Source organism: Marinobacter subterrani (assembly GCF_001045555.1).
GTDB lineage: Bacteria > Pseudomonadota > Gammaproteobacteria > Pseudomonadales > Oleiphilaceae > Marinobacter > Marinobacter subterrani.
Window position 1 is genome coordinate 345,496 of sequence record NZ_LFBU01000001.1, and the last position, 25,491, is coordinate 370,986.

At 57.6% G+C, this 25,491-nt stretch carries 25 protein-coding genes and 1 tRNA gene; 21 read left to right on the plus strand and 5 right to left on the minus strand.

The features are described from left to right. The first annotated feature begins 110 nt into the window (after positions 1-110). Positions 111-596 (plus strand): thioesterase domain-containing protein, encoded by a 486-nt coding sequence (locus msub_RS01685; protein ID WP_048494417.1) that lies wholly within the window; start codon positions 111-113, stop codon positions 594-596. A gap of 36 nt (positions 597-632) precedes the next feature. On the opposite strand, the gene msub_RS01690 is transcribed toward msub_RS01685, so the two are convergent. Together msub_RS01690 and msub_RS01695 are read right to left on the minus strand one after the other, a co-directional pair. Then, positions 633-2,321 carry an ABC transporter permease gene (locus tag msub_RS01690; protein ID WP_048494418.1) on the minus strand — a complete coding sequence of 563 codons (1,689 nt, stop codon included), beginning with the start codon at positions 2,319-2,321 and terminating at the stop codon, positions 633-635. 161 nt (positions 2,322-2,482) lie between these two features. Continuing rightward, positions 2,483-3,499 carry a Fe(3+) ABC transporter substrate-binding protein gene (locus msub_RS01695; RefSeq protein ID WP_048494419.1) on the minus strand — a complete coding sequence of 339 codons (1,017 nt, stop codon included), beginning with the start codon at positions 3,497-3,499 and terminating at the stop codon, positions 2,483-2,485. Between the two features lie 187 nt (positions 3,500-3,686). On the opposite strand from msub_RS01695, the gene msub_RS01700 reads away from it, so the two are divergent. The 3 genes from msub_RS01700 to msub_RS01710 all read left to right on the plus strand — a co-directional run bounded on the left by msub_RS01700 (position 3,687) and on the right by msub_RS01710 (position 6,122). Then, positions 3,687-3,965: a PilZ domain-containing protein gene (locus msub_RS01700; RefSeq protein WP_048494420.1), complete on the plus strand. Its 279-nt coding sequence runs from the start codon at positions 3,687-3,689 to the stop codon at positions 3,963-3,965. 74 nt (positions 3,966-4,039) lie between these two features. Continuing rightward, positions 4,040-4,639, plus strand: a complete 600-nt coding sequence (locus tag msub_RS01705; RefSeq protein ID WP_048494421.1) for a hypothetical protein — start codon at positions 4,040-4,042, stop codon at positions 4,637-4,639. Positions 4,640-4,814: 175 nt separating this feature from the next. After that, positions 4,815-6,122 carry an HD-GYP domain-containing protein gene (locus msub_RS01710; RefSeq protein ID WP_048494422.1) on the plus strand — a complete coding sequence of 436 codons (1,308 nt, stop codon included), beginning with the start codon at positions 4,815-4,817 and terminating at the stop codon, positions 6,120-6,122. On the opposite strand, the gene msub_RS01715 is transcribed toward msub_RS01710, so the two are convergent. Further along, a complete protein-coding gene (locus msub_RS01715) occupies positions 6,112-7,230 on the minus strand; it encodes a hypothetical protein (protein ID WP_048494423.1) in 1,119 nt (372 codons plus the stop codon). The genes msub_RS01710 and msub_RS01715 overlap by 11 nt on opposite strands. Before the next feature lie 261 nt (positions 7,231-7,491). Here msub_RS01715 and msub_RS01720 point away from each other — a divergent pair, with 261 nt between their 5' ends. The 3 genes from msub_RS01720 to queF are packed head-to-tail and all read left to right on the plus strand — an operon-like array spanning position 7,492 to position 10,054. Beyond that, positions 7,492-8,451 carry an ABC transporter ATP-binding protein gene (locus tag msub_RS01720; protein ID WP_048494424.1) on the plus strand — a complete coding sequence of 320 codons (960 nt, stop codon included), beginning with the start codon at positions 7,492-7,494 and terminating at the stop codon, positions 8,449-8,451. Then, positions 8,448-9,221 carry an ABC transporter permease gene (locus tag msub_RS01725; RefSeq protein WP_048494425.1) on the plus strand — a complete coding sequence of 258 codons (774 nt, stop codon included), beginning with the start codon at positions 8,448-8,450 and terminating at the stop codon, positions 9,219-9,221. The genes msub_RS01720 and msub_RS01725 overlap by 4 nt, the downstream gene beginning before the upstream one ends. 14 nt (positions 9,222-9,235) lie before the next feature. Further along, complete coding sequence (gene queF / locus msub_RS01730) at positions 9,236-10,054, plus strand: NADPH-dependent 7-cyano-7-deazaguanine reductase QueF (RefSeq protein WP_048494426.1); 819 nt, start codon at positions 9,236-9,238, stop codon at positions 10,052-10,054. A gap of 32 nt (positions 10,055-10,086) precedes the next feature. Here the strand turns inward: queF and msub_RS01735 are convergent, their stop codons facing one another. Together msub_RS01735 and msub_RS01740 are read right to left on the minus strand one after the other, a co-directional pair. Continuing rightward, positions 10,087-11,526: an adenylate/guanylate cyclase domain-containing protein gene (locus tag msub_RS01735; protein ID WP_048494427.1), complete on the minus strand. Its 1,440-nt coding sequence runs from the start codon at positions 11,524-11,526 to the stop codon at positions 10,087-10,089. Position 11,527: 1 nt separating this feature from the next. Then, on the minus strand, positions 11,528-11,839 hold the full coding sequence (locus msub_RS01740; RefSeq protein WP_048494428.1) for a DUF962 domain-containing protein: 312 nt from the start codon (positions 11,837-11,839) through the stop codon (positions 11,528-11,530). 155 nt (positions 11,840-11,994) lie between these two features. Between msub_RS01740 and msub_RS01745 the strand changes: the two genes are divergently transcribed. The 14 genes from msub_RS01745 (at position 11,995) to queA (ending at position 25,486) form a co-directional block, all read left to right on the plus strand. Next, positions 11,995-12,546 carry a nitroreductase family protein gene (locus msub_RS01745; protein ID WP_048494429.1) on the plus strand — a complete coding sequence of 184 codons (552 nt, stop codon included), beginning with the start codon at positions 11,995-11,997 and terminating at the stop codon, positions 12,544-12,546. Between the two features lie 238 nt (positions 12,547-12,784). Continuing rightward, positions 12,785-13,183: a flagellar basal body rod protein FlgB gene (flgB, locus tag msub_RS01750; protein ID WP_048494430.1), complete on the plus strand. Its 399-nt coding sequence runs from the start codon at positions 12,785-12,787 to the stop codon at positions 13,181-13,183. A gap of 34 nt (positions 13,184-13,217) precedes the next feature. Then, complete coding sequence (gene flgC / locus msub_RS01755) at positions 13,218-13,667, plus strand: flagellar basal body rod protein FlgC (RefSeq protein WP_048494431.1); 450 nt, start codon at positions 13,218-13,220, stop codon at positions 13,665-13,667. 18 nt (positions 13,668-13,685) lie between these two features. Beyond that, complete coding sequence (locus msub_RS01760) at positions 13,686-14,363, plus strand: flagellar hook assembly protein FlgD (RefSeq protein ID WP_048494432.1); 678 nt, start codon at positions 13,686-13,688, stop codon at positions 14,361-14,363. Positions 14,364-14,390: 27 nt separating this feature from the next. Beyond that, a complete protein-coding gene (locus msub_RS01765) occupies positions 14,391-16,316 on the plus strand; it encodes a flagellar hook protein FlgE (protein WP_048494433.1) in 1,926 nt (641 codons plus the stop codon). Between the two features lie 76 nt (positions 16,317-16,392). Next, positions 16,393-17,145 (plus strand): flagellar basal body rod protein FlgF, encoded by a 753-nt coding sequence (locus tag msub_RS01770; RefSeq protein ID WP_048494434.1) that lies wholly within the window; start codon positions 16,393-16,395, stop codon positions 17,143-17,145. Positions 17,146-17,227: 82 nt separating this feature from the next. Next, positions 17,228-18,016 (plus strand): flagellar basal-body rod protein FlgG, encoded by a 789-nt coding sequence (gene flgG / locus msub_RS01775; RefSeq protein ID WP_048494435.1) that lies wholly within the window; start codon positions 17,228-17,230, stop codon positions 18,014-18,016. 19 nt (positions 18,017-18,035) lie between these two features. Next, the gene (flgH, locus tag msub_RS01780; protein ID WP_048494436.1) at positions 18,036-18,737 is read left to right on the plus strand and encodes a flagellar basal body L-ring protein FlgH; all 702 of its coding nucleotides are present in this window, start codon (positions 18,036-18,038) and stop codon (positions 18,735-18,737) included. Next, complete coding sequence (locus tag msub_RS01785; protein WP_048494437.1) at positions 18,734-19,831, plus strand: flagellar basal body P-ring protein FlgI; 1,098 nt, start codon at positions 18,734-18,736, stop codon at positions 19,829-19,831. Before flgH ends, msub_RS01785 begins: the two co-directional genes overlap by 4 nt. An 8-nt stretch (positions 19,832-19,839) precedes the next feature. Further along, positions 19,840-20,826 carry a flagellar assembly peptidoglycan hydrolase FlgJ gene (gene flgJ, locus msub_RS01790; protein WP_048496919.1) on the plus strand — a complete coding sequence of 329 codons (987 nt, stop codon included), beginning with the start codon at positions 19,840-19,842 and terminating at the stop codon, positions 20,824-20,826. Between the two features lie 5 nt (positions 20,827-20,831). After that, entirely contained in the window at positions 20,832-22,928 is a 2,097-nt protein-coding gene (gene flgK / locus msub_RS01795) for a flagellar hook-associated protein FlgK (RefSeq protein ID WP_048494438.1), read from the plus strand. 30 nt (positions 22,929-22,958) lie between these two features. Further along, positions 22,959-24,179 (plus strand): flagellar hook-associated protein FlgL, encoded by a 1,221-nt coding sequence (gene flgL, locus msub_RS01800; RefSeq protein WP_048494439.1) that lies wholly within the window; start codon positions 22,959-22,961, stop codon positions 24,177-24,179. An 82-nt stretch (positions 24,180-24,261) separates the two neighbouring features. Next, positions 24,262-24,348: transfer RNA gene (locus msub_RS01805), tRNA-Leu, on the plus strand. A gap of 34 nt (positions 24,349-24,382) precedes the next feature. Further along, on the plus strand, positions 24,383-25,486 hold the full coding sequence (queA, locus tag msub_RS01810) for a tRNA preQ1(34) S-adenosylmethionine ribosyltransferase-isomerase QueA (protein ID WP_048494440.1): 1,104 nt from the start codon (positions 24,383-24,385) through the stop codon (positions 25,484-25,486). Positions 25,487-25,491 lie beyond the last annotated feature (5 nt).

Consider the following 25,491-nt stretch of genomic DNA (forward strand, 5'->3'; position numbering starts at 1 on the left):
ATCAGGCCCGGCATCGCCGGGCCTTTTTCGTGGGTCGCAGAAAACCGACATTAGTCGCATAGGGAAAAGAGCAAAGCCGTCCTAAACTGGAACGATATCAGGAGTATGTTATGAGCCAGTTGTCTCTTTTCCAGAAACGTATCCACGACGAGATTCCTCTTTCACGGGCGCTGGGAATTCAGTTGCATTCCTGGGATGGCCATTCGCTGCTGCTCAGCGCACCGCTGGAACCAAACCGTAACCACCAGGGTACCGGATTCGGCGGCAGCATCTACTGTGCGGCAGTTACCGCGGCCTGGGGGCTGACAGAGTTGGCGCTCTGGGATATGGGGCTGAGGGGGAGCGTGGTCGTTCAGAACGGCACCATCGATTACCTCGAGCCGGTGACTATGGACTTTTATGTCATATGCCGGTTGCCCGGTGATGAAGTGCCGGAACGCTTCCGGAAAAGCCTTGCCCGCCACGGCAGGGGTCGGCTGGATCTCACCGCTGAGGTGTTCTGCGGCGAACCCAGGTCCATGCCGAATGTTGAGCCGGTGGCGGTGTTCCAGGGGCGGTTTGTAGTGCAGGATGTCGGGTCGCGGATGAATCCCTGACAGCGTAAATCTTCCGGGAGTATGCGTGCTCGGGTTTCAGGCAATGGAGCGGGTTCTGGAGATAGACCGGCTCATCAGGATAATCGGTATGATGCCTGCGAGAACGATAATCAGGGCGGGCAGGGCGCTGTGGTAAAGGCGTTCGTCAGAGGCAAACTGGTACACGTAGGTGGCCAGGGTATCAAAGTTGAACGGCCGGAGTATAAGCGTGGCCGGTAGTTCCTTCATGCAATCCACGAACACCACCAATGCTGCCGTCAGCAATGTTCCTCTCAGCATGGGCAGGTGCACCTTTACCAGGGTTTTGCCGGGGCTGTGGCCCAGGGAGCGGGAGGCCATGTCCATGCTCGGTGTGATTTTTTGCAGGGCACTTTCCACGCTGCCGGCTGAAACAGCCAGGAAACGCACGGTATAGGCGAACACCAGGGCAAACGCTGATCCGCTCAGTATCAGCCCCGTGCTGATTCCGAACACCTCCCGCATCAGGCTGTCCAGCGAGTTGTCGAAGGCCGCAAGGGGCACAATCACACCGACGGCCAACACAGCACCTGGCATGGCATAACCAAGACTGGAAAGCCGCATTAGCACCTGCATGCCCCGGGTATTGTGAAGGCGACGACTGTAGGCGAGGGTAACGCCGATCAGCAGGGTTGTTAGAGCCGCTGTACCCGAAAGGAACAGGCTGTTAAAGGTGTTGCGAACAAATTCCGGGTTCCAGCTTTCGTCAAAATAGTCCCAGGCGTAGTAGCCGAGGGTGGCCCCGGGAATCACAAACCCGAACAGCACCGGCAGCAGGCACACGGCCAGGCAGACCAGTTGGCGCGGCAGTGACATGGTGAACCGGTGGATGGGTTCCCGGTTGTCACGGGCGGCATACTGTTGTTGGCGCCTGCGGGAATAGCGCTCCAGGGTTACCAGAATCACCACGAACACGAGCATGACCGTTGCAATCTGCGCGGCGCCGCCAAGATTGCCGAGATTCATCCAGGTGTCAAACAGGCCGGCGGTGAGCGTCTGTATCGCAAAGAAATCCACGGTGCCGAAATCGTTGAGGGTCTCCATCAGCACCAGTGACAGCCCCACGGCCACCGCCGGGCGCGCAATGGGCAGCACCACCTTGAAAAACGTGCTCAGCGCGGAATGACCAAGGCTTCGGCTGACCGCAAACAAAGAGGGTGACTGGTCCAGAAACGCCGCCCTGGCAAGCAGGTACACGTAGGGGTAGAGCACCAGACCAAGCATCAGTGTGGCGCCTTCCAGGCTGCGGATTTGCGGGAACCAGTAGTCCGTTGCGTTTTCCCAGCCAAACCAGTCCCTCATGGCTCGCTGCACCGGGCCGGCGTAGTCCAGCAGGCTGGTATAAACATAGGCGATGACATAGGCCGGTACCGCGAAGGGCAGCAGCATGGCCCATTCGAAGAATTTTCGCCCGGGAAACTCGCACATGGTAACGGCCCAGGCTGAGGCCAGGCCGATGACCAGGGTGATTGCGCCCACGCCCGCCATCAGTTGAATGGTGGTAATCAGGTAGCGGGGCAGGGTGGTTTCGATGAGGTGCGGCCAGATATTCTCGTCGGGAAAAAATGCCAGAAAGATAACCGAGAGAACCGGCAGAGCAACAATGGCGGTGGTCAGCAAGGCACTGATAAGCCATTTCTGTGAGGTGCGCTTAGCCAGCAGGGGCTGGGATAGCCCGGGGTTACCACTAGGTGCGACCTCGCTCATAGTTACCCTGTGTGTGAATGAGTGTGCTGTCCGTTTGAAGGGTGCAGATTGTAGACAGCTGTCATTGTGCCTGCAATCACTGCTGTGATTGTTGACGCCGGAGGGGCTGGCCGGATGCGGGGCGAAGAGTGGTCAAACCACCTTCGCCCGTAATACGGAGATTACTCGCCGTCGTAATTGACGCGGTCAACCATCTTGACTGCCGCCTCACGGTTTTCGGCAATTTTCTGCAGAGACAGGTCGTCTGGGTGGATTTCTCCCCACTCGGCTACCAGGCCGGTGACCTTCACTTCCGGATTTGCCGGGTATTCGGTGTTGGCTTCGGCGTAGATGCGTTGCGCTTCCGGCGATGACAGGAATTCCATCAGCTTGATCGCATTTTCGCGATTGGGCGCGCTCTTGGTCAGCGAGATGCCGCTGATGTTTATGTGGGTGCCGCGGCCTTCTGCGTTCGGGAATACCAGGCGAACCTTCTCGGCGAATTCCCGCTGGTTCTCATCCTGCAGCATGTTGCCGTAGTAATAGCTGTTGCCGATTGATACATCACAGACGCCCTCGGCAATGGCCTTGATCTGGTCACGATCGCCGCCCTGCGGCCGGCGGGCCAGATTGTCTTTGACCCCAGCCAGCCATTTCTCGGTTTCCGCTACACCGTGGTGCGCGATCATCGAAGAAATCAGGGCGATATTGTACGGGTGCTTGCCGCTGCGGGTGCAGATGCGGTTGTCCCACTTGTCGTCTGCAAGTTGCTCGTAGGTAGTGATCTCGCCCTCCTTCACCCGCTCTTTGGATACAAAGATCAGACGGCCACGGGTAGTCAGCGCAAACCACTTGCCGTCCGGATGACGAAGGTTTTCCGGGATATTGTCTTCCAGTACCTTGCTGTCGACGCCCTGAACCAGATCCCGCTCCACCAGCTCGTTCAGGCGCGAGATGTCCACGGTCATGACGACATCAGCAGGGCTGTTGCGGCCTTCCCGGGCCAGGCGCTCGGCCAGACCCTGTTTGGCAAATACCACGTTGGTATCAATGCCGGTTTTTTCCTCAAACGCTTTCAACAAAGGCTCAAGCAGGTATGCCTGGCGGTAGGAATAGATGTTTACCTCCCCGTCAGCCGAAGCCACCAGAGGCAGGGAAGCGAGGGCGATTGCGACGGTTGCAGCCAGTTTCATTCGCATGGTCGGGATCCTTTTGGAAGGTGCTGAATGTTGGGGCTATGGGTGAGATCCACAGTCGTTTAAAAACGCCAACCATTCTCATTTCTATTAAATGTATAGTCAATATCTCCTTTGGCCTATTTTCGTGAAAATGGTGTTATGCTTCGGAACACTATAAAAACTATGCAAAAAGTGGTGGAAACCGCAGATGGCTGAGAACGATCGAAGAGAGCACATGCGCACCGCCATGAGTGCGAAGGTGAAAGTGGTCCATGAGTCGCTTGGCGAATTCATATTTTCAACCCGCGACATTTCGGACGGCGGGGTGTTTATTGTCGTCGACGTGGAGCCCTTTGCCCCGCAGATCGGCGACAGGGTGACGGTACAGGTGCAGGGGCTGCCGGTGCCGGCTCCGGTGCTGGACATGGTCGTCGTGCGTAAAACCAATGACGGTTATGGCCTTCAGTTTGATCAAAATGGTGACTGATAGGCGGATTCCAGGGGCCCGGTGTGGATAATTGTCCGGGCCAGTGAGTTTGCCACCAGGGACTTCGTCGACAGATGATCTTTGCTATTCTTTCAAAAACTTACAAGCCAGTTATTGCAAATTTCCTGCTGCTGTTGCTGTCCGGGTGCGCCAGCTATTATTCGCATTTTGCCGTGTTTCCTGCGGCGAATTCTTCCGGTGAACCCAGAGAGGTGCGCCTGTCTTGGCAGAGTGCGGAGTATCCGGGTTGGTGGTTCGCCAGCGATAAAGCAACGTCTGTGACGGTTGAAACCCAGTGCAGCGACCGGGTCTGGCACCTGCGCGATGACGACGCTTCCGGGGCGGGGAATTGTGGCGCTGGTATCCGGGCGTGCGGCAAGGCCGGCCGTGACCTCCTTGCGAAGACCGGCGTGCCGGCGGGTGAGACGACCCGGTGCATGGCCATTAATCCGGAAGATGCCAGCGCTCGCGTTACCGGGATTGGGGGGAAACTCGAGCTGCTGGTTTCCTGCAAGCCCGCTGTAGTGACGGAAAAAGTCGGTGGTGAAAACCGTAACCTCGATTACATAAGGGCGTCCTCCGTGCCCTACACAATCTACGTACGAAAGGCGCCGCGCGGTGCCCTGAATGCAAAGCCCCCTGAGTTTGACAAGTCGGTTTGTGACGCAGAGTGACACTTTCTGACGTTTACGTGTGACCGTCATCACATTGCTACACTTTGTTTCCTCCTGAACATTATCGTTACCCTTTGTCGCATTTGAGTTACCCGACGATACGAATTTGTAATGGTGTCTTCCGGCGGTTCGGTCAGAATGGTAACCATCGAAAGAGCATTTTTTGAGGTGGTCCATGGGTGTCCAACAGAAAAAAGTAGCCGTGCATGATCTGGAAGTGGGCATGTTCGTGTCTGACCTGGACAGGCCCTGGCACCAGACGCCTTTCCCGATCCAGGGTTTCCATATTCGCTCCCAGGAAGATGTCCGTGCCCTGGTTTCCTACTGCAAGTGGGTGATGGTGGATGTCGCCGAAGCCCGGGAGATCAGCGAGTCCAGGCCCGTCACCAGGCACGCATTTGGCAAAGGTTCGAGCCGGCGTGGTGGTGGCCGGGAGCAACTTCAGTTGCCGCCACTGAGTATACGCGAGCCGGTGAGTTATGAGTCGGTGACCAGCCTCCGAAAGGAAATGAAGACATCGAAGCAGCTACTTGATGATGCCGAGGTCGCGCTGGACAGCCTTTCCAAAGCACTTGTTACCGGGGATGTGGCTGATCTGAAGGCCATTGCAACCGTCACCAGCAAGATGGTGAGTAGCGTAATTCGGCAGCCGGATGCCTTGCTGTGGCTCAGTCGTACCCGCGCCCACGACAATTATTTGTACCGCCATGCCCTGAACACCGCCGTGTGGGCGCTGGTGTGCGGGCGTCACCTGGGGCTGAACGAAGGGCTTCTGAACCATCTTGGCCTCGGCTGTCTGCTGTCTCAGGTGGGTAAGACGGCATTGCCGGCCGACATGCTGGCACGGGAAGGGCAGTTGACCGCGGAGGAATTGGTTACCTACCGTGGCTACGTGGGTCTGGGTGTCCAGATGCTGGATGGCAGCGGGCTGTCCCGGGCTGTTCTGAGTGTTGTCCAGGGCCACCGGGAGCGTCACAACGGCTCCGGGTTCCCGGAAGGGATTCGGGGTGACCGGATTCCGCTATTGGCGAAGGTCGCCGGTATTGCGGAGTTCTTCGAATCACTGATTGCTCCCCGGGACCATGCCGAGCCGATGACGCCTGCCAGGGCGGTGACTTTGCTTTACGAGATGCGCAATATCGAATTTCAGGAAGACCTGGTGGAGAACTTCATTCAGGCAATCGGAATCTATCCGACGGGTAGCCTGGTGGAACTCACCGACGGCCAGCGCGGTATCGTGGTTTCCCATTCTCCGGAACGCCGGCTCTGGCCGCAAGTGATGGTGATGACTGACAATGCCGCCCGCCCCCTGAAAACCGCCAAGATTATTGATCTGGCCCGGTATAACGAAGGAAAGGAGGCGGCCAATACGATCCGGATCCGGGATTGCCTGCCGCACGGTACCGAGGGACTGGACCCCTCGCATTACGATGTAACCGGCGTGGAATCCCGCTGGAGTCTATCCAGGCTGATCAGCGGATAATCACTCTCAGCTGTTTGCGAACCCACCGGTAGGTGTTCTCCGGGCGGAAACTCATCAGGAGTTCAGATTCTCCGCCCGGGGCGCCGGCCACAAAGTACTCCACCTCGGCGCTTTGCCAGTCCGCTGACTGCACCTGAACATCCTGGGGTCGGGTGCTTATGGCTTCCAGTTCGGCTATGGATGTACTCCCGCCAATCTGGCGTACAGCCACACTCTTGATGCCGGTATCGCTGGCCGGGTAGCTGGCAACATCCTCATTCAGGTAATAGCCGTTGGCGATCTCTGTGCTGATGGCCTCAAGCTCCCGTGTCAGGTATGTCTGGGCATCTTCGGCAGTAATGTCTTCCAGGGTGCGGACGGAATTGGCGATTCGTTCCTTTTTTGCGATCAAATCTTCCCGGTACTCAATGTCAGGGTCTCGCGCGTCAGGGTCGTCTGGCCGCGCCGGCGCGTTGTCGATCTCAGTCTGTGTGGGCGGGTCCTGGCAAAGCTCGTCGTCTTCGGGGTAAAAGCAGATGGACGCCAGGAGCTGGTTCGCCGGGGAGGGAACGGGTGAGGTCGCCGTGAACTCGGATTCGCTGACCGTAAAATCGATGGGGCTGTTGAGTGCCGGCAACGCAGCATTCAACTGCCGGATTACCCGGCCCCGGATATCGATGCCGTCGCCCTCCGCGACATTCTCGGTCCAGTTCAGCAGCATCAGGAAGCGGGTCAGGTTCATCACGGCGGCGCTTTCCAGCACCTGCTGCTCCGTATAGGTGTGCGTTGACAGACCCAGGTCATCCACCGTTGGTATTTGCAGTGCGCTACGCGTACTTTCGAAAAATTCGAGCAGCGTCACGTAGTGTTGAGCCGGTACTCCGCTGACCAGCGTAAGGTCGCCGACCCGGAATGTCAGCGTCTCACCGGGGTAATACCTGAACTCGCCGGACTGATTGGTGTTGCCGGTCTGGCTGGCGGTCTGATAGGCAAGGCCGTTGAAGCCATTGAAGTGAAGCTGGCCGGTACTGGTGCCGCTGCCGGAGCTGCTCTTGTCACCCAGGCAGCCGGTGAATGCAAGTGCGCTCAGAAGTGCGAGTGACAATCGGATGCGGTGAGCGGATTTCATGATGTGTCGTACATTCCCTTCAATTAAGCCCGCCCGTCGTCACGGTGCTTCAGGCCTTTTGTAAATTGTTGTAACCGCATTATAGAAGTGGGGGGCGCCTGATATCGGGATTCCTGTCGCAGTTTCCGGCTTTGATGCCTGGACAGATACAGGCCGGTAATGGGCTTGAAATCAGTGGCTTTGTCACAATAAATAGCAATCTAAATTGTGGCGGGCGGCCCCGGCTGTTTCCCGCCGTTCATTACTGGACCAGGATCGTTTATGACCAACGCACTGGAAATTGAGAGCCTCAGTAAAAAATACGGGGACGGCTTCGAGGCGCTCAAGGGGATCAACCTCAATGTTGCCGAGGGAGATTTCTTTGCCTTGCTCGGGCCCAACGGGGCCGGCAAATCAACCACCCTTGGCATTGTTTGCTCCCTGGTGAACAAGACCGCCGGCAAGGTTCGGGTGTTTGGCTATGATATCGATACCCATCTGTCCGATGCCAAGCTGAATCTTGGCGTCGTGCCCCAGGAGTTCAATTTCAACCAGTTCGAGAAGGTGTTCGATATTGTTACCACCCAGGCCGGCTACTACGGAATTCCGTTGAAGCAGGCGTCGGTGTCTGCCGAAAAGTACCTGAAAAAGCTTGGTCTCTGGGATAAACGTAATACGCCTGCCCGGATGCTGTCCGGGGGCATGAAGCGGCGATTGATGATTGCCCGTGCCCTGGTCCACGAACCAAAGCTGCTGATCCTGGATGAGCCCACCGCCGGCGTCGATATCGAGCTTCGCCGGTCAATGTGGACGTTTCTCGAGGAAATGAACCGCCAGGGCACAACGATCATTCTGACCACCCATTACCTTGAGGAGGCGGAAGCGCTTTGCCGTAACATTGCCATCATCGACCACGGCAAGATCCTCAAAAACACCAGTAAAAAGGCGCTGCTGCAGCAACTTAGCCTGGAAACCTTTGTACTGGATACCGAGCAGCCGCTGGCAGAACCACCGGAATTGGCCGAATTCCATACCCGCCTGGACGGGGAAGGGGCGCTGGAGGTTGAGGTCCAGAAAGGCCAGGGCCTGAACCAGGTGTTTGTGCAACTGGATCAGTTGGGCATCAAGGTGGTCAGCATGAGGACCAAGGCAAACCGGCTGGAGGAGCTGTTTATCCGGATGGTAGAGGATAATGCGGTCGACGCTGCCAAGGCGGTCAAGACGGTGGAGGGTGCGGCATGAAGTCACAGGCACTGCTCACCGCGTTCCAAACCATAGTGGTCCGGGAGATTCGCCGCTTTACCCGGATCTGGCCCCAGACACTGTTGCCGCCGGCTGTCACCATGACACTCTATTTCATCATTTTCGGCAACCTGATCGGCTCCCGTATTGGTCAGATGGGCGGCTTTGATTATATGTCGTTTATCGTGCCCGGGCTGATCATGATGGCGGTCATCACGAGTTCCTATGCCAACGTGGTGTCGTCGTTCTTTTCAATGAAATTCCAGCGCAGTATCGAGGAGCTGCTGGTGTCTCCGGTACCGAACTGGGTCATCCTGGGGGGTTATGTGGTTGGAGGCATGGCCCGGGGGCTGGGGATCGGCCTTATTGTCACCCTGGTGTCCATGGCATTTACGGATCTCACTATCCATAACCTTCCGATGATGGTGCTGACCGTGTTCCTGACCTCCGCCCTGTTCGCGCTGGGCGGATTCATCAACGCCATGCTCGCCACCAAGTTTGATGACATTTCTATCGTGCCGACATTTGTGCTGACGCCGCTGACCTACCTCGGGGGCGTGTTCTACAGTATCGACCTGTTGCCGGATTTCTGGCAGGGCGTTTCCATGATCAACCCCATTCTGTATATGGTAAACGGCTTCCGCTATGGCATTCTGGGGGTGTCGGACGTCAATCCGTTCATTTCACTGGGCATGATTCTGTTTTTCATCACCGTGCTGGCAGTCGTCGCTTTGAAGCTGCTGGACCGGGGCAAAGGCATTCGCCACTGATTTCAGGAACACCTATGGCACTTCTTGATGCACCACTCGGCAAAACGAGTGATTACCCGGACCGCTATGATCCGGATCTGCTGTTCCCGGTGGCAAGAGGGGAAAACCGTCGCCGGCTGGGTCTGAACGATGGTCGCTGGCCGTGGTTCGGGGCGGACCTGTGGCAGGCCTGGGAAATTTCCTGGCTGCGGCCGGGTGGAATCCCGGAAGTCGCCTGGGCAGAGTTCGTCTTTCCAGCTGCATCGCCGTCGATCATCGAGTCGAAGTCACTGAAGCTTTACCTCAACTCCCTGAATCAGACCGTGTACTCCAGCGCGGAGCAGGTGGCGGAGGTGATCACTCAGGACCTTTCAAGTGCCTGCGGTGCGGCGGTTCAGGTCAAAATGATGAGTGTCGATGAATCGGGCGACGCCATCGGTCGCCCCGGTGGATTCACATTGATCGATGATGAGCCAGTCAGCGACGTGGTTTATGACTATGCGCCGGAGTCTCTCAGCTCAGGCGGCGAGGACGTCACCGAGCACCTTTGCTCGCACCTGCTGAAAAGCAATTGCCCGGTGACCGGCCAGCCGGACTGGGCGACGTTGTTGATCAGTTATACCGGGCCGAAGATGGATCGGGCCGGATTGCTGCGGTATGTGGTGAGCTTCCGCCAGAAACAGGACTTCCATGAACACTGTGTGGAAACCGTGTTCACCGATCTGATGAACCGCTGCATGCCGGAATCGCTGACGGTGTGTGCCCGCTATACCCGCCGGGGCGGGCTGGACATCAACCCCTGGCGAAGCACGGAAACCGGCCAGGATGCCGGCCCCAGGCTGGTTCGTCAGTAGGCGGGGAGAGGTGTGAGGCGTGAAATTGCGTCTCAGGAAACGTCTTCTTCCCGACGAAGGCGGTCGGCGGCATCTTCCAGGGCAGTGAGGATGGACTGGCGCTCCTTCTCGGTGATCTTGTCCGAATCGAGGTACATGGCAAAGCCACTGTGTTCATGCTCCATGAAACTGCGGTTCGGCCCCATGTCCCGCCGGAAATCCACCACCTCGTATATCGGCACCGGCTTGCCGAACCCTTTTACGGTGATCTCGCCCTTGTCCCGGCACATGATCTTGTCTTTGATCAGGGAGAAGGTCTCGTAGGACACCAGAATCTCACCGGGCTCCGCCAGCGATTCAAGGCGGCTGGCCAGATTCACTTCCTTGCCGATAATGGTGTAGTCCATGCGGTTCTCAGCTCCGAAATTGCCCACTGTTGTGTAGCCGGTGCTGATGCCCATACGGATTTCCAGTGGGGTCTTGATGCCCTGGCTCCGCCATTTCTGGCGCATGATCTTCATATGCTTGCGCATGTCGATGGCCATGGAAACGCAGGCCAGGGCGTCTTCCCGTTGTCCACGGCTGGTGGGATCGCCGAAAAACACCATGATGGAATCACCCACGAACTTATCGATGGTGCCGCCGTACTTGAGAGCCACTTCCGACATTTCATTGAAGTAGTGATTCAATAATTCGGTCAGAGCCTCCGGTTCCATTTCTTCGGAGAGTTCAGTGAACCCCTTGATGTCGGAGAAGAACACCGCCAGTTTCTTGCGCTGTGTTTCCAGGCGCACGTCCCGCTCGCCGGTAAATATGGACTGCCATACCTGGGGCGAAAGGTACTTGGACAGTTTGTGGGAGAGAGCGATGGATTGCTCTCGCTGGTTCTGGATCTGGGTCTTGGCCAGCATCAGTGCCCGGGCCTGCTGGTGTGAATAGTAGGCGGTAACACAGATATACAGGCCGGTGGAAAGCACCGAAACAATCATGGTGAGCAGGGGTGCATGCGGGCCGTCTGCCGGACCAAGTATGGCCACGGCTATGGCAATCGCTCCAATCATGAAACCGGTGCCGAGCAGCCACTGCCGAATGCCGCCGACAATCAGGCAACTGAACATCAGCATCAGGGCCACCGCCAGGGAGGGGATTACCACCAGGCCAATGCAGCCGATGAAGCCGCCGCCGATCACGCAGTCGACAATAAGCATTTTCTGCCGAATCCGGGTGGAGGTCCTGAGGAAGGTCTTGCGGGTCAGCGCATGGGCGATGTGGGGCCAGGACAGGGCGCCGGCCACCAGCCATAGCAGCGGGTGAGGAAAGGCCTCTTGAAGCACGCCGGTAACAATAATGGCGGCCGTGGAGGTGTATGCCAGGATCCGGCCGCTGTAATCCGGCATCGGAGGTATCGCAATGGGATTGCCGGGGATCTCAGCAACCATCGACTTGCCGGCGGAATTGCTGGCATTGCGCAGATCGGCGGGTACGCTCATCATCTCAGAAACGGATCCTGCCAATGAGCATGTCCCGGAACATGACCCAGTCTCCCATCAGGCTGTACAGTGGGTATTGGAAAGTTGCCGGGCGGTTTTTCTCAAACCTGAAATGGCCGACCCAGGCAAACCCGTAGCCGATGACAGGCAGGGACAACAGCCAGACCGGGTTACCCGATGTCAGGGCCCAGACGGCAACCAGAAGAACGAGAAGGCTGCCCAAAAAATGCAGGCGACGGCAGGTGGCATCGCTGTGTTCTTCAAGATAATACGGATAGAATTCAGTGAAATTGTTGAAGGCTCGCTGATTGCTCATTGTGTTGCTTCTCACTTTCTCACGCCTGCGGCATTTATAGTTGTTGGTCAAGCCGACTACGACCAAAGGTTAACAGCATTACGTACAACCCACAATTCACAGCCGGCAATTGTTGCTGCGCACTTTTTAATACAGTCACCAGAAAGCGAGGCGATATGACCGCAGTCACCGATTTCCTGCTCAACCGATCCTCAGAGCCCAGGCTGGAGGCTCCGGCGCCAGACAGGGAAACCCTCGACCGGGCCTTTGCCTGTGCCGCCCGGGCCCCGGACCATGGCCTGTTAAGGCCCTGGCGCTATCTGGTCGTGGAGGGTGACGGGCTGGAGGCACTTGGAGGGCTGTTTGCTTCTGCCTGCGCTGACGACACTGACGAACGGCAAACCGAAAAACTCCGGACAGCCCCTTTGCGCGCGCCCATGGTTATTGTGGGCATCGCTTCGCCGCGCCCCCACCCGAAAGTTCCGGAGGTGGAGCAGGTCATGTCGGCGGCCGCGGGCATGGGTTTTCTTGAACTGGCACTTCAGGATGCCGGTTATGGCGTTATGTGGCGAACCGGCTCAGTGGCCTACCACCCAGGCGTGCACGAGGGGCTGGGGCTGAGTGAGAACGAGCAGATTGTGGGCTTTCTCTATACCGGGAGTGTTTCGTCGGCCAAACCTCCGGTTCCCCGTCCCGGGGTCGAGGAGTTCGTTCGGCACTGGCCGTAACGAGCAACTGTATGGCTCCCCCGGCGTCGGCCGGGGGAAACGGTTTGCCGCTTTCATGAGTTTTTTTTCCGACATACATTTCCAGTTTTCCAGCTTAGCCCTGCCAAGCCCGCCAATGCTGCCTGCGGGCAGTATTTATAGCGCCTTTCCAAATCTGGCATTCACCTTGCTTTAACTCTCTCAAAGCGCACAGCCGGCAAAAACAGGTCGGTGCCAGGTGCAGTTTCCGGGAGGCAACATGGCAATCAGTTTCGATAATGCACTGGGTATTCACCAGTACGCGGTGGAAGCACGGGTGAAGCGTGCCGAGGTTCTGGCGAATAACCTCGCAAACGCCGATACCCCGGGTTTCAAGGCCCGGGACGTGGATTTCCAGGCGATGATGCAGCGGGCCCATGAGTCTGTCAGCGGCTTCCAGATGGAAAAAACCGATGAGGCCCATATGGGTATCTCTCCGTCGGGCGAAGCGGGTGACCTGCTGTACCGGGTGCCGCATCAGCCCTCGGTAGACGGGAACACAGTGAATACCCAGGAGGAGCAGGCGCGCTTTATGCGCAACGCCATGGACTTCCAGGCCAGTTTCCAGTTTCTGAGCAGTAAGTTCAGCGGCCTGACCAAAGCCATCAAAGGCGAATAAGCCGCAGTCACAGGATTAGCGAGGGAGAATTTTCATGTCACTTGGCAACATTTTTGATATCGCCGGCTCCGGCATGACGGCGCAATCACTGCGGCTGAATACCACGGCATCCAACATTGCCAATGCCGAGACGGCCAGTTCCAGTACCGAGACAACCTACAGGGCCCGAAAGCCGGTGTTTGCTGCCATTCAGCAGTCTTTGCTGAACCCGGGCCAGAGTGGCTTCACGATGGGAGGTGAGCAGGAGCAGGGCGCCGGTGTCAGGGTTGAAGGCATCGTTGAGAGCCAGGCGGAACTGCAGATGCGTTACGAGCCGAATCATCCGGCAGCCAATGAGGAGGGGTATGTCTACTACCCCAATGTAAACGTGGTGGAAGAGATGGCGGACATGATGTCGTCGTCCAGAAGCTTCCAGATGAATGTCGATGTCATGAACACAGCCAAGTCCATGATGCAGCGCGTTCTGACACTTGGTCAGCAGTAACAGGGTGAGGAGCACAACATGACTGCAGTAAACACAACAGGTGCGTCGGATGTTCTGAGCCAGTATCAGCTGAAGAGTCAGGACGCCGGCAAGGGTTCCAGCGAGCTGGGCCGCGGCGAATTCATGGAGCTGATGCTGGCCCAACTGAAGAACCAGAACCCGCTGGAACCCCAGGACAACGGAGAGTTTATATCTCAGCTGGCGCAGTTCAGTTCCCTGGAGGAAATTCAGAATCTGTCCGGCACGGTGGAAGACGTGGCAGGGCAGTTCCGCTCAACCCAGGCGCTGCAGGCCTCAGCCATGGTGGGTAAAACGGTTCTTGCGCCCTCCCAGATCGGCATTCTGGGTGCTGAAGGCCAGGTGAGCGGTACCATCCAGGTTCCTGCCTCGACGGGTGGGCTGCGGCTGTCGGTTCAGGGCCAGAACGGCGAGCTGGTGCGCCAGATTGATATGGGTAGCAGCCAGGCCGGAGTGACCTCATTCAGTTGGGATGGCAAGGACGGCAACGGCAATCCCTTGCCGCCGGGGCCCTACCGCATTGTGGCGGAAGCATCCTACCCCGATGGCCCGCAGCAGTTGTCGACCATGGTGAGTGCCAATGTTGACAGTGTCTCCCTGGGCCAGGGTGGCTCGATCACTCTGAATCTTGCAGGTATGGGCTCCATCGCCCTGTCTGATGTGAAACAAATTAACTGATACCGGTGAAACACCAGGGGGTAAACCATGGCATTTAATACAGGTTTGAGTGGCCTTCGGGCGGCTTCGGTGGATCTGGACGTCACCGGTAACAACATTGCCAATGCCAGCACCGTTGGCTTCAAGGGCAGCAAGGCGCAATTTGGCGATCTCTACGCCAGCGGCTTTCTGAGTGCGGGCACCAATCCGATCGGAGATGGTGTGCGGGTTCAGGATGTAAAGCAGTCCTTCGGCCAGGGCAATATCAGCTTTACCGACAATGGTCTGGATATGGCCATCAGCGGTGACGGCTTCTTTATTCTCAACAACGGCGGCGAGATCCGGTACTCCCGGGCAGGGCAGTTCGGAATCGACAAGGAAGGCTACGTCACCAATAACCAGAACATGCGGGTCCAGGGCTATACCGCGGACGAGGACGGCAACCTGTCCGGTATTCGTGGTGACCTTCAGATCGCAACCGACAACCTGGCGCCGCGCAGAACCACGAACCTGCAATCGGATCTGAACCTGGATTCGCGGGAACCGGTGCTGGAAAACCGGGTGATAAGTCTGGGCGATTATCTCGACCCCAGGAATTTTGATGGAAACTCAGTAAGCGTGACCTATCAGGATGGAACTACTAGCACCCCGGTTACCCTTTCCTCCCTTGAGGATGCTTCGGGTACGCTTATCACTGGTGTTGGCGCTAACACCGTTGCTGACGAATTAAATAATATTGACGGTTTGTCAGCGTCAGCCACAACCAAATTAACACTAAACAGCACAGATCTCAGCACGGCAATAAGCAGCGGTAATTTTAACTTTAGCATTGCATTGAATGGATCTTCGCCGGTGGTTTTCAACAGCGGCATTTCAAACCTGCAAGATCTGGTAGATGCTATTAACAGCGCTAACTTTCCAAGCCCCGATGTGCTTGATACCGTCAGTGCTAAGGAGGTGGGCACCGATCTTGTGATTCGTGACAGCCGCGGCCAGACGGTGGATGTTAGCTTTTCGAGCAATGCAGTCACTGATGATCCTCCTGCCCAGCTTGGCACCATCGTCAGCCTGAGGGCAGACAGTTCCGTTCAGGATGTTACCGGCAGCACTTTTCTTGCGGGGCAGTATGACAGCGGACTGGGCAGCCCAATCATTACCAATGCCTTCAACCCGATCGATCAGCGCACCTACAACCATGCGACCTCCACCACCATTTATGACAGCCTGGGCAACTCCCACGAGCTTACGCAGTTTTTCGTAAAAGACCCCTCGCCGGGTAATGGTGTGGGTCAGAGCCAGTGGTCGGTTTATGTACAGATCGACGGTGAAATGGTTGCCAACACTGATCAACAGCCCTACACCGCAGTTTTCAATCAGGACGGTTCGCTGGAATCCATTAACGGCGATGCCAATGGTGAGATCATTGTTGCCGACTGGATCCCCAAGGACGCCAACGGCGATCCGAATGGCTCTGACGGCCCTCCTGCGGATCCTACAACCGTGGTCAGCCCGATTCCTGAGCCGCCCACGTCTTCCGCCTTCGTTATTGATCTGGCGGGCACCACGCAATATGGCGCTGCCTTTGGCGTAAACGACCAGCAGCAGAACGGCTACACCACCGGGCGCCTTTCCGGGCTGGATGTCTCTGACCAGGGGGTTCTCTTTGCGCGATACACCAATGGCCAGTCCAAGTCTCTCGGTCAGGTAGCGCTGGCTGCGTTCAACAACACCAACGGCCTCTCACCGGTGGGCGACACCTCTTGGGTGGAAACGTTCGAATCCGGCCAGCCCATCATCGGGGCGCCAGATACTGGTACTCTGGGCGCCATCAAGGCAAGTTCACTGGAGGAATCCAATGTGGACCTGTCGGCAGAACTGGTCAACCTGATCATTGCCCAGCGTAACTATCAGGCCAACGCCAAAACCATCGAAACGGCCGATGCGGTTACCCAGACCATCATCAATCTCCGCTAATTCCGCAATCTAACGAATATGGCATGACTCCTGCAGGAAGACTGGAAACAGTCAAAATTCCGGCAGGAGTTTTCCCATGGACAAAGCCCTCTACATTGGTATGTCTGGCGCCAAGCAGCTCATGCTGGCCCAGCAGGCCCATGCCAATAACCTGGCTAACGTCAGCACCACCGGCTTCAAAAGAGACTTCGCCCAGGCCCGCAGCATGCCTGTGTTCGGTGGCCATCACCCCACGCGCGCCTACGCCATGACCGAGAGGCCCGGTACCGATCTCTCGGCCGGGGCACTGATGGAAACCGGACGGAAGCTGGATGTCGCAGTCGAAGGCGAAGGCTGGCTGGCGATTCAGAACGAGCAGGGCGAAGAAGTGTTTACCCGCAGCGGCAGCTTGCAGGTGGATGTGAACGGCCTTGTTCGTCTGGCCGGCGGCGACCTGGTGCTGGGTAACGGCGGGCCGGTCGCGTTGCCGCCCTTCGAGAATGTCGAGATCGGTGCCGACGGCACCATTTCGATTATTCCGGTTGGCGGTCCGCCGGATCAGTTGGTGGAAGTGGATCGCCTGAAACTGGTGAATCCGCCGGCGGATGCGCTGGAAAAAGGCCCTGATGGCAACATGCGGCGCAAACCGGACCAGGCACTTGATGGCCCCGAGCCCCCGGATGCCAATCAGCGGGTGGCCTCCGGCTTTCTGGAGAGCTCTAACGTGAACGCGGTGGAAGAGATGATCTCCAACCTGCAGCTTTCCCGGCAATACGAAATGCAGGTGAAGGTGATGACGACAGCCAACGAGAATTCCGAAGCAGCGGCACGACTGTTGCAGAACCTTTAAGTAACCACTGAACACAATGGCCTGGCGGGCCTGAAGCGGCAAAAAATGGCCGCCTGATGGCCACCGGCAAGGAGTAAGCACCATGCATCCAGCACTTTGGGTCAGCAAAACCGGGTTGAGCGCGATGGACACCAACATGTCCACCATTTCCAACAACCTGGCCAACGTTAATACCACCGGTTTCAAGCGGGACCGCGCGGTATTCCAGGACCTTCTCTACCAGGTCAAACGGCAACCCGGCGGCCTTTCCACCCAGAATTCGGAGCTGCCTTCCGGTCTCCAGTTGGGCACCGGTGTCCGGGTGGTGGGTACTGCCAAACAGTTCACCCAGGGCAATCTTCAGATTACTGAACAACCACTGGATATGGCGGTCAACGGCCGCGGATTCTTCCAGGTTCAACTGCCCGATGGCCAGATTGCCTATACCCGGGACGGCCAGTTCCAGCTGAATGCCGACGGCGACGTTGTGAACCCTGAGGGCTACCCACTGGAGCCGGCCATTAATGTCCCCGAGAACGCAACGAACATCACCATTGGTAAAGACGGAACGGTAACCGCGGTGACCGATGATCAGGCAGCACCGGTTAACCTTGGCCAGATTACGCTGGCGGATTTCGTAAATCCCCAGGGCTTGCAGGCCATTGGTAACAACCTGTTCAAGGCGACAAATGCCAGCGGCGATCCTGCCCAGGGTGAAGCCGGGCTGGCCGGGCTGGGCAGCATAGAGCAGGGTGCTGTGGAGGCGTCCAACGTGGAAGTGGTAGAAGAGCTGGTGAACATGATTACCACCCAGCGTGCCTACGAAATGAATTCCAAGGTGGTCTCGGCCACCGATCAGATGTTGCAGTTTATTACCAACAACATTGGCTAAGATCGCCAGAGGTGATGCCATGAACCTGACTGATTCCGGCCGGACAATGCCGGGCGCCAGCGCTCTGGTGATGGTTGTCGTATTGATGGTGCTGCAAGGCTGCACTGCCATGAGCCGGCCCAGGGCAATTCCGGACGATCCCGATTATGCGCCGGTGCGGCCCCAGGCCATGATGCAGCGGGATGTCGACTCCGGCTCCATCTACCAGCCTTCCCGGAATTTCAATTTTTACGGCGACACGACTGCGCTGAATGTGGGTGACGTGCTGACGGTAACCCTTCGCGAATCCACCCGGGCGAGCAAGAACGCGGAAACCAGCATCACCAAGGACAACGAGATCTCGCTCCCCGAGCCAACGATTCTTGGCCACAGCAATATTGGTATTGCCACGGATCTCAGCCAGAAGCGCGACTTCCAGGGGCAGGCCGAGGCTGACCAGAGCAACAGCCTTGCCGGCAGCATTACCGTTACGGTTACGGAAGTATTGCCTAATGGTGTTCTGCGTATTCGCGGCGAGAAATGGCTGTCGCTGACCAACGGTGCCGAGTATGTCCGTGTGACAGGGTTGGTGCGCCCGGAAGATATTCAGCCGGACAACACCGTGGCCTCTACCCGTATCGCGGACGCCCGGTTCGCATATGGTGGCACCGGTGATTTTGACCAGGCTAACCAGATGGGCTGGCTGGCCCGCTTCTTCAACAGTGAATGGTGGCCACTATGAGCATTCGACGGTTCTCTGCCTGGGTACTGGTGCTGACCCTGTTCGCCGCGCCGGTGATGGCAGATCGCCTGAAGGATCTGGCACGGATTAAAGGCGTGCGGGAAAACCAACTGGTGGGTTACGGGCTGGTGGTTGGTCTGGACGGAACCGGAGACAAGGCGCCGTTCACCAATCAGACCTTCCGGAACATGATGAGCCAGTTCGGCGTCACTCTGCCTGAAGGCGTTAATCCGAATCTCGCCAATGTTGCCGCGGTAACCGTAACGGCCACGCTTCCGCCCTTTGCCAAGGCCGGGCAGGAAATTGATGTCACCGTTTCTTCTATCGGCAATGCCGACAGCCTTCGCGGCGGGATGTTGCTGATGACGCCACTGAAAGGAGCCGACGCCAGGGTCTATGCGATGGCGCAGGGCAGCCTTGTGGTGGGTGGATTCGGCGCCCAGGGTAAGGATGGCTCCCGAATTACAGTGAACATTCCCAGTGTCGGACGAATTGCCAACGGTGCCACGATCGAGCGTGAGATAACCTCGCCCTTCAGCCAGGGAGACACCATAACCTTTAACCTTCTGCGCCCGGATTTCACCACCGCTCGCCGGGTGGTAGAGGCGGTGAATGGAACCCTGGGCCCCGATATGGCCTATGCCCACGATGCAACGTCGATCTCCGTTCGTGCACCCAGGGATCCCTCCCAGCGGGTCAGTTTTCTGTCGATTCTCGAGAATATCGAAGTCGATCCCGCCGAGGCCTCGGCAAAAGTGGTTATCAACAGCCGAACCGGCACCATTGTAGTTGGGCAGAATGTTCGGGTCAGCCCGGCAGCCGTCACCCACGGCAACCTGACAGTGACTATTCAGGAGAACCCCGAGGTAAAGCAGCCGAATCCATTTGCTGAGGGGCAGACCGCCGTTGAACCGGATTCCCAGATTGCGGTAACGCAAGAGCCGGCCCGCATGTTCAAGTTTGGCCCGGCTGTCACCCTGAACGAGATTGTCCAGGCGGTGAACCAGGTTGGTGCCGCTCCGGGGGATGTCATGGCAGTGCTTGAGGCACTTAAGCAGGCCGGGGCACTGCGTGCCGAGCTGATTGTGATCTAGGTGGAATGATGCAGGACTATTCGCTTCAGCAGTCGCGGGTTTACACCGATCTGAACGGTCTGAACGCTCTGAAAGTGCAGGCCCGTACCGACAAGAAGGCGGCGTTGGAAGAAGTTGCCCGCCAGTTCGAGAGCCTGTTCCTGTCTGAGATGCTGAAGTCCATGCGCAAGGCTGGCGATGTCTTTTCCGAAGGAAATTATCTCAAGAGCAATCAGTCCGATTTTTATCAGGACATGTTCGACAATCAGATGAGTTTGACCATGGCCGGCGGACAGGGTGCTGGCCTCGCCGAGGCCCTGGTCCGCCAGCTGAGTAAACAGATCCCCGGTATGGACAGCGAGGGCGGTAAGCTCGCGGATCACAAGGTAACCCTTGCCGATTACGACCGGAGTTTACCGGCCCTTTCGCCCCAGTTGCCAGAGCGGGTAAAGCAGGTGAAATCGGTGGCGGAGCAGTCTGCACGAGCTCCGGTACAAAGCGAACCGGAATTGCCGGAGCAGTTCGAATCGCCGGAACATTTCGTGAGAGCGTTGCTGCCGGTCGCCCAGCGGATCAGCCAGGATACCGGCATTGACCCGAAACTGATGGTTGCCCAGGCGGCCCTGGAAACCGGCTGGGGCCGGCACATGATCAAGGGTGATGACGGTAAGCCCAGCTTCAACCTGTTTGGCATCAAGGCCGACAGCCGATGGGAAGGCAATGCCGTAACCATCACGACAACGGAATTCCGTGAAGGGGTGCCCATGAAAGAGCAGGCGGATTTTCGAGCCTATCCGGACTATGAATCGAGTTTCCGGGATTATGTGTCCTTCCTGGAATCCAACCCACGATACCGTAAGGTTCTGTCAGCTGCGGATCAGCCGGACGTGTTTGCTGACAGACTGCAGGAAGCCGGTTATGCAACTGATCCGGAATACGGCTCCAAGATCCGCAGTATCATGAACCGCGACTCGCTGATGACGCTGTCCATGGGCAGTGACGGGATGAAGGAGTAAACGTTATGGCAGGACTGATAGGCGTTGGCCTGACCGGTATCCTGAGTCATCAGGCGGCACTGAACACCACCGGCAATAACATTACCAATGCCAATACTCCGGGCTACAGCCGCCAGGAAGTTGTATTCGACACCCAGGAAGGCCAGCGAACAGGCGCGGGGACTATCGGCAGTGGTGTGCGGGTTACCGACGTACGCCGTTTGGCAAATGAGTACCTGGTTCAGCAGGTGCGTGAGGATTCGTCCCTCAATGGTGAGCAGACGGCCCTGAATTCCGAGCTTAGCCGGCTGGATAACCTGCTTGGCGGTGAAGCAACCGGGCTGAGCAATTCGCTGAATAATTTCTTCGCAAGCCTGCAGAATGCGGCGGAAGATCCCACATCGCTGCCGCAACGGCAGTTGGTGTTAAGCGAGGCCAACCAGGTCGTCAGCCGGTTCCGGGCCCTGAGTGAGGAACTGATTCAGCAGCGTGAATCGGTCAAAACCCAGATGCAGCAGGGTGCGGCCGATGCCAATGCGTTGCTGGCCAGTATTGCCGATCTCAACCTTGCCATCTCGGAGTCTCCGGGCCTGGCCCAGGGCAGGATGCCCAACGAGTTGATTGACCAGCGGGACGAGAAACTCCGTCAGTTGTCGGAACTGGTCAGCATCAAGATCAGCGAAACGGAAGGCAGCCAGGTTAACGTGTCGCTCAATAACGGGCTTGCCCTGGTGGTCGGCAGCAATGCGGCCCGCTTTGGCACCCGCGAAAACGCCGCGGATCCGGCGCGCCTGGAGTTCACGCTTACGGCCGGCGGGCGGACCCTGACGGTGGACAGCCAGATTACCGGCGGCAAGCTGGGCGGCTTGCGCCGATTTGAACAGGAAGGCCTCACCCCTGCAATTGATGATCTGGGCCGGGTGGCGGTGGCACTGTCGGCCACCGTTAACCATCAGCATGAAATCGGTATGGATCTGGAAGGGGATCTGGGCGGCCTGTTTTTCACGGATATCAACAGCCAGGCGGCCCAGCGTGGCCGGGTGATCATCAATGAGAATAATCAGGCACCCCAGGATACCAGGCTGGCCGTCGAGATTACCGATGCCTCTCTGCTCGAAGGCGGTAGCTGGACACTTCAGTTTGCCGACAATGGCAATTACCAGTTGATTGATGAGGCCACCGGCGATGTGGTGAATCAGGGGCGCCTGCCGGCCACGCCGCTGGCGGAAATCTCAATGCCCGGGTTCAACATCCGTTTTGAGGGTGGCAGCATCAGCCCCGGAGACAAGTTCCTGATCCAGCCTACCCGCAATGCGGCCTCCAGTATCGGCCTGGAAGTCCGCCGGGAAGAGGACCTTGCGCTGGCCAGCCCGATCAAGGCATTAACCGGGAGCTTCCAGGACACCGACGGCAATCCGGCAACACCCGACGTACTGGTGGATGCCAATAAGGGCACCGGCATTATTGATCAGGGCACCATGCTGAATGTGAAGAATCCGGTCACCAATGCGCTGTTGCCGGGCTTCACCCAGAATCAGACGCTCGCCAATGGCCCTTTGCAGATCGTTTTTGAAGACGACGGTGCGGGCGGCGTTACCTTCAGTGTGTTTGATGTCAACAATCCACCGGGGGTTGCCGGAAGTGTGCCGCTGATCGCCAACAAGCCTTTTACTGACGGTGTCACCAACACGGTGTTCAGCGAATCGCCGGGAGATGGTGCTGCCTATCAGGGTTACCAGTTCCGGATTTCCGGTCAGCCCGAACCCGGCGACCGATTTACGGTCAGCTTCAATAACGGCGGTGTCTCTGATAACCGGAATGCCGAGCTTCTGGCCGCACTGGGTACCGCCAACACCATGAACGGGGGTAGCCAGAGTTTTGCCGAGGGCTATGCCGGAATCGTTGAGGATGTTGGTGTTAAGACCCGGCAGAGCCAGCTTGATCTGGATGCGAGCGAGACGTTGCTTTCGCAATCGGAAAACCAGCGACAAGCAGTATCCGGGGTAAATCTGGACGAGGAAGCCGGCCGATTGATCCAGTACCAGGCGGCCTACAACGCGTCTGCGCAGGTGATTTCCGTGGCCCAGGATCTGTTCAACACACTGCTGCAGAGCTTCCGTTAACAGGTCGCCTTGTGCGAGAGGTAATGCCCCATGATCAGAATTTCATCACAGCAGGTGTTTACTGGCGGCATCAACCGCTTGCAGGAGCTGAACGCCAGTCTGAACAATACCCAGGAGCAGATTTCCACGGGTAAGAAAGTCAACAGGCCATCGGACGATCCGGTGGCGGCTGCCCGCATTCTCAAGCTTGATCAGGAGGTAAAGCGCATCGAGACCTACCAGCGCAATGTCTCACTTGCAGATAATCGCCTGCAACAGGAGGAGAATGCGTTGGCGGGTTCGGTCGATATCCTGCAGCGAATCCGGGAGCTGACGGTGCAGGCCGGGAATGGGTCGCTGTCAGCCAATGACCGCCAGTCGATCTCGGCGGAACTGCAGCAGCGGGTCGATCAGTTGGCTGATCTCACTAACACCCGGGATGCCTCCGGTGAGTATATATTCAGCGGCTTCCAGGGGGATCAGCCCGCGTTCGTCCAGGCGGCGGACGGAAGCTGGAATTATAACGGCGACGAGGGGCAACGGGTTCTGGAAATCGATGACGGTGTCACCGTTCCCATCAGTGACCATGGCAAGGGCATCTTCGTCAACGTTCCTGCGGCCATTTCCGTTAAGGCAACTACCGGCACCGATGGCTATATTTCCGGCCTGGAACTGGGCAACGAACAGGCTCTGCGGGATGCCTTTGTTGGCGCTGTACCGGACGACCTGACCGTTGTGGTCGACGCCGGTGGCACCGTTACCGTCGAGAACCGCAACGTAACACCAGTACAGACGCTGACGACCTCCCCGGCGACGGTCCAGGCCGGAGAGGAATTCGAGGTTGCCGGTATTCGCATGACCGTAAGCCAGGGCGCCTCAGCCGGGAACTTCACCCTCGGCATCAACGACAGACAGTCGGTTTTCGGCACCATCGACAAGCTGATTGCCGGGCTTGAAGGCATCGATAAAACAACCCCGGAAGGCCAGGCGAGTTATGATGCGCTGATCGCCGAATCATTGATCAACCTGGATAATGCCCAGGAAAGCATCATTCTCAAGCAGACCGAGCTCGGCGGGCGGATGAATGCGGTGGAGTCCACCGAAGCGTTCCTGGAAGACTCTGCACTGTATACCAAGGAGATCCGGTCTGAACTGGAAGACGTGGATTATGCAGAGGCGGTCAGCAATCTCAGCTTCCAGAGCTTTGTGCTGCAGGCAGCCCAGCAGTCGTTCGCGCAGGTTTCACAATTGTCTCTGTTTGATCAGTTGTAAATATCGGAAATCGCGGGCCGATCTGGCCGCTGGCTTATTGCTTTCGCGATTAAGCTCAGTATAATTCCCCACACTCTCCGATGGCGGCGTGGTGAAATTGGTAGACACGACGGATTCAAAATCCGTTGGGGTAAAACCCGTGGCGGTTCGAGTCCGCCCGCCGCTACCATCCTCTTTATTCGGCACCGTTAACTGTCCATTCCATGAATGTCTCCGATTTTCATTTTGACCTGCCGGACGAACTGATCGCCCGCTATCCCCTGAAAGAACGCAGCGCTTCCCGTCTGCTTTGCCTGGATGGTCTTTCGGGTGGACTCGACCACCGGGTCTTCGGCGATCTCCCAAACCTGTTGCAGCCCGGCGATTTGCTGGTGTTCAACAACACCCGGGTCATTCCTGCGCGCCTGTTCGGCAAAAAGGAAACCGGCGGTCAGGTCGAGGTGCTGGCGGAACGGGTTACCGGAGAGCATGAAATCATTGCCCACGTTCGAGCTTCAAAGGCTCTGAAAGAAGGGCAGGCAGTCATTCTTGAAGATGGCACGTCTCTGCGTATGGTCGGGCGGGATGATGCGCTGTTTCATCTGGTGTGTGAGTCTGAAGAGTCCATACTGGATGTGCTTGAACGAATCGGCCACATGCCCCTGCCGCCCTATGTTGACCGCCCGGACGAATCTGTCGATCGCGAGCGCTACCAGACGGTCTACGCGCGGGAAGCTGGCGCGGTGGCGGCACCTACTGCCGGGCTGCATTTTGATGAAGCGCTGTTGGATAAGCTGGCTGCCCGAGGTATTGAAAGCACCTTTGTTACGCTGCATGTCGGAGCCGGCACCTTCCAGCCTGTGCGGGTTGACAAGATTGAAGATCACGCCATGCACAGTGAAGTCGTCCATGTTCCCCAGGAAGCAGTTGATGCTGTTGAGCGCACTCGGGCCCGGGGCGGGCGTGTGGTCGCGGTTGGCACGACATCGGTTCGATCGCTGGAATCGGCAAGCAGGGGCGGGCGCCTGCAGGCATTTACCGGCGAGACGGAGATTTTCATCTATCCGGGGTATCGCTTTCAGTCCGTCGATGCCCTTGTGACCAATTTCCATTTGCCGGAATCCACGTTAATCATGCTGGTCAGCGGATTTGCCGGCTATGACAATGTAATGGCCGCGTACCGGGAGGCGGTGCAGGCGCGTTATCGTTTCTTCAGTTATGGCGATGCCATGTTCATTACCGGCCAGGAGCCCAGCCGCGGCATGTTGCTGGGGCCCGCCCTGGAATCCACTTCAACCGGTACAGACGAGACCGGGGAGGCTTTGTGACACAG